Here is a 3,917-nt window from a genome sequence, read left to right on the forward strand (position 1 = left end):
GAAGGGCGGTGGCGCGGGCGGCTGCGGCACGGGCCTCGGCGTCGCTGGCCGGCGCCGGGGACGGAGCGGCCGCCGCGGTGGTCGTAGCGGCTGCCGGCACGGCGGGCTTCGGCTCGGTCGCCGAGGCCGCGGCCGGACCATCGCCGGGCCACTCGATCACCAGGCGCGCCCCGTCGGCGGTCGGCTCCGTGCGCACGGGCAGGCTGGCGACCGGCGCGGCCAGTTCGAACACGATGCGGTAGGTGCCGGGCACCGGCTGGCCGGTACGCACGCCGGTGACCACGCCCGCAGGCGCGGGCAGCTTCAGCCCGGACGCGGCGTGCGATTCCGGCAGGTCGACGACGAGGCGGTGGGGACCGCTGAGACTGAGGGTCTTGAACGTGCCCGCGCCCTGCAGCTGGACTTCCGCGCGGGTGCCGGTGGCTCCCTGCTGCAGGCTCAGGGCCCGCACTTCGCCGGCCAGGGCTTCGCCGACGCAGGCGGAAGCGGCGAGCACGAGGCCCGCCGCCAGGACGCCGAATCGGGCGATTAGGTGGCACATGGGCCGGATTCAATCACCAGCCCGTGTCCATTGCAAGTGAAATTCCTTTAAGAATCCGCCACCTGGGGGACCTTCTTGCGATCAGCCGGCAGGAAAGGGCCGCAAGCGCGTGTTCAGCTGCAACGCCGACAGCCATTCCTCGCCAATGGGGCTGGCCGCCTCCAGCCGCACGGTGCGGCCGGTGCCGGCCACCGCCAGATGCACCCGCAGGTCCGCCGCGGGCAGGGCGCCCTGTCCGCGCTCGGGCCATTCGACCAGCCAGAGCGTGGCTTCGTCGCCGTCCAGGCCGAGGAAATCCAGCTCGCCGGCATTGCCGATGCGGTACAGGTCCAGGTGCCAGGCCTCCCCGCCCTGTACCGGGTAGCGCTCCACCAGGGTGTAGGTCGGACTGCGCACCGGCCCGACCACGCCCAGGCCGCGCAGCAGGGCCCGCGCCAGGGTGGACTTGCCGGCGCCGAGGTCGCCGTGCAGGTACACGACGGCCTGCCGTGGCCGGGTCGCAGCCAGGGCGCGCCCCAGTTCGTCGGTGGCTTCGGGATCGGGAAGTTCGATCAGCATTCGGCAGCTGCCTGCGAAGTGGAAGGATTGGCCAGGCGGCGCAGCCATGGCAGCAGGTCCGAGGGCAACAGGCCGCGCTGTCCATCCCCGCCGACCGCGGCGTCGCCGGCGGCGCTGTGCAGCAGCGCGCCCGCACAGGCGGCCTCGAACGCATCCAGGCCCTGTGCGCGCATCGCCGCGATGGCACCGGTCAGCAGGTCGCCCATGCCGCCGGTGGCCATGCCGGGGTTGCCCGCATCAAGCACGCAGGGCAGCGCGCCCGGCGCGGCGATGATCGAGCCCGCCCCCTTGAGCACGACCGCGCAGCGGTAGCGCTGCACGAGCGCGGCGGCGGACGCATGACGGTCGGCCTGCACTTCGGCGGTGGTGATGCCCAGCAGGCGCGCGGCTTCGCCCGGATGCGGGGTGAGGATCGCGTCGCCCGGTTGCGCGGGCGCTTCGGCCAGCAGGTTCAGCGCATCGGCATCGAGCACGCGCGGCAAGCCGCTCTCCAGCACCTTGCGGAACAGCGCCGCGCCCCACCACGAGCTGCGCCCGAGGCCGGGCCCGCAGGCGACGACACTGGCGCGCGCCAGCAGCGGCTCCAGCGCGTCGGCCTCCTCGACCGCATGCACCATCGCCTCCGGACGTCGCGCCAGCAGCGCAGCCACGTGCGCCTCGCGGGTGGCGACACTGGCCAGGCCAGCGCCGCTGCGCAGTGCCGCCTCCACCGCCAGCAGCACCGCGCCCCCGCCACCGGGGTCGCCGCCCACGCACAGCACGTGCCCGGAGCGGCCCTTGTGGCTGCCCCGTCCGCGCGGAGGAAGCCACTGGCCCAGCGCCGCGACGCCGAGCAGCCGCGCGCATGGCGGCGCCACGCCGGCGTAGGCCGAGGCATCGACCTGCAGCGTGTCCAGCAGCAGGTCGCCGACATGGTCCAGCGCCGCGCCGGTGCGAAGACCGGCGTGGTGGACGATGAACTGCAATGTGCATTGGGCGCGCAGTGCAACACCCGGGGCGGTGCCGCGGTCCGCATCGATGCCCGAGGGCACGTCCAGCGCGAACACCGGCGCGGGGGCGGCATCCAGCGCCTCGACCAGCGCGGCCAGCGGTGCGCGCGGCGCAGACTCCATGCTGATGCCCAGCAGCGCATCGACCAGCAGGTCGGCACCATCCAGCGCGCAGGGAAAGTATTCATGGCTGCCGCCCGCGGCTGCGTAATCGGCGGCCGCGCGCAGCGACAGCGGCGTGCGCGGCTCCACGCCTTCCGGCAGCACCACGCGTACCTCGAACCCCGCCTGCAGCGCGAGCCGCGCCAGCACGAAGCCGTCGCCGCCGTTGTTGCCGCCGCCGCAGGCGACCACGATCCGCCGCGCCTGCGGCCAGCGTTCGCGCAGCAGGCGCCAGGCGGCCTCGCCGGCGCGCTGCATCAGCACGTAGCCGTCGCCACCGAGCGCGGCGGTCGCCTCCTGATCGATCCGGCGGGCAGCGCGCGTGTCGAACAGGAGGGTGACTGGCGTAGACATGGGCCAATTCTAAGCCGCGCCGGGGCCGGCGTTGCGCAGGCGGCTCCTATAATCGGCACATGTCCCCCACCCTGCCCTCCAGCCCGGCCGAGCCCGGGGCGATCGATCTCGTGGCCGCCGCCCGGCGGGTGCGCGAGCTGGCGCGCGAGCACGGTTTCCAGCGCTGCGGCATCAGCGGCGTGGACCTGGCCGAAGACGAGAACCATCTGCGCGACTGGCTGGCCCAGGGCCTGTACGGAACCATGGAATGGATGGCGCGCCACGGCACCGCGCGCAGCCGTCCGCAGGAGCTGGTGCCGGGCACGGTGCGGGTGGTCTCGGTGGGTCTGGATTACGGCCAGGACGACGAGGCCGCGTGGCAGACCCTGGCCGACGGCCATCGCGCCTACGTGGCCCGGTATGCGCTGGGACGCGACTACCACAAGCTGATGCGCAATCGCCTGCAGAAGCTGGCCGAGCGGCTGCAGCAGGAATTCGGCAGCTTCGGCTACCGGGTGTTCGTGGATTCGGCGCCGGTGCTGGAACGCGCGCTTGCGCGCAACGCCGGGCTGGGCTGGATCGGCAAGCACACCTGCCTGATCGACCGGGATGGCGGGTCCTGGTTCTTCCTCGGCGAGATCTACCTGGACCTGCCACTGCCGGGGGGCCCGCCGGCCAGCGCGCACTGCGGCACCTGCAGCCGCTGCATTCCCGCATGTCCCACCGGCGCGATCACCGCGCCCTACCGGGTCGACGCGCGACGCTGCATCTCCTACCTCACGATCGAGCACGACGGCGCCATCCCCGAGGAACTGCGCCCGGCGATGGGCAACCGCATCTACGGCTGCGACGACTGCCAGCTGGTCTGCCCCTGGAACAAGTTCGCGCGCCGCACCGACGAGCCGGATTTCCGCGCCCGCAACAACCTCGACCAGGCCACCCTGGCCGAGCTGTTCGCCTGGGAGGAGGACGAGTTCCTGCGCCGCACCGAAGGCAGCGCGATCCGTCGCAGCGGCCACGAGCGCTGGCTACGCAACATCGCCGTGGCCCTGGGCAACGCGCCGACCACGCCCGAAGTCATTGCCGCACTTGAGTCGCGGCGCGGGCATCCTTCAGCGCTGGTTCGCGAGCACGTGGCCTGGGCGCTGGAGCGGCATCGCCGGGGACGGGATTCGTGATTCGTGATTCGTGATTCGTGATCCGTGATTCGAGATTCGAGATTCGAGATTCGTGATTCGTGATTGGTGATTCGTGATTCGTGATTCGTGATTCGTGATTGGTATGTCTCTTTTATCCATCTTATGTTGCTGGCGATCTACTCTTGGTAGATATCG

4 protein-coding genes are annotated in these 3,917 nt (G+C 72.0%); 1 reads left to right on the top strand and 3 read right to left on the bottom strand.

Annotation, left to right across the window (positions count from 1 at the left end; translation table 11 throughout):
* The 3 genes from CSC68_RS15675 to CSC68_RS15685 all read right to left on the bottom strand — a co-directional run.
* The coding region (locus tag CSC68_RS15675; protein ID WP_246193642.1) for an AMIN domain-containing protein at positions 1-496 on the bottom strand (496 nt) is incomplete at its 3' end.
* 126 nt (positions 497-622) lie between these two features.
* A complete protein-coding gene (tsaE, locus tag CSC68_RS15680; RefSeq protein WP_162204527.1) occupies positions 623-1,099 on the bottom strand; it encodes a tRNA (adenosine(37)-N6)-threonylcarbamoyltransferase complex ATPase subunit type 1 TsaE in 477 nt (158 codons plus the stop codon).
* Positions 1,093-2,604 (bottom strand): NAD(P)H-hydrate dehydratase, encoded by a 1,512-nt coding sequence (locus CSC68_RS15685; protein ID WP_162204528.1) that lies wholly within the window; start codon positions 2,602-2,604, stop codon positions 1,093-1,095. Before CSC68_RS15685 ends, tsaE begins: the two co-directional genes overlap by 7 nt.
* Before the next feature lie 59 nt (positions 2,605-2,663).
* Between CSC68_RS15685 and queG the strand changes: the two genes are divergently transcribed.
* Positions 2,664-3,761: a tRNA epoxyqueuosine(34) reductase QueG gene (gene queG / locus CSC68_RS15690; protein ID WP_162204529.1), complete on the top strand. Its 1,098-nt coding sequence runs from the start codon at positions 2,664-2,666 to the stop codon at positions 3,759-3,761.
* The last annotated feature ends 156 nt before the right edge of the window (positions 3,762-3,917 follow it).

The organism is Pseudoxanthomonas suwonensis (assembly GCF_010093235.1).
Lineage (GTDB): Bacteria > Pseudomonadota > Gammaproteobacteria > Xanthomonadales > Xanthomonadaceae > Pseudoxanthomonas > Pseudoxanthomonas suwonensis.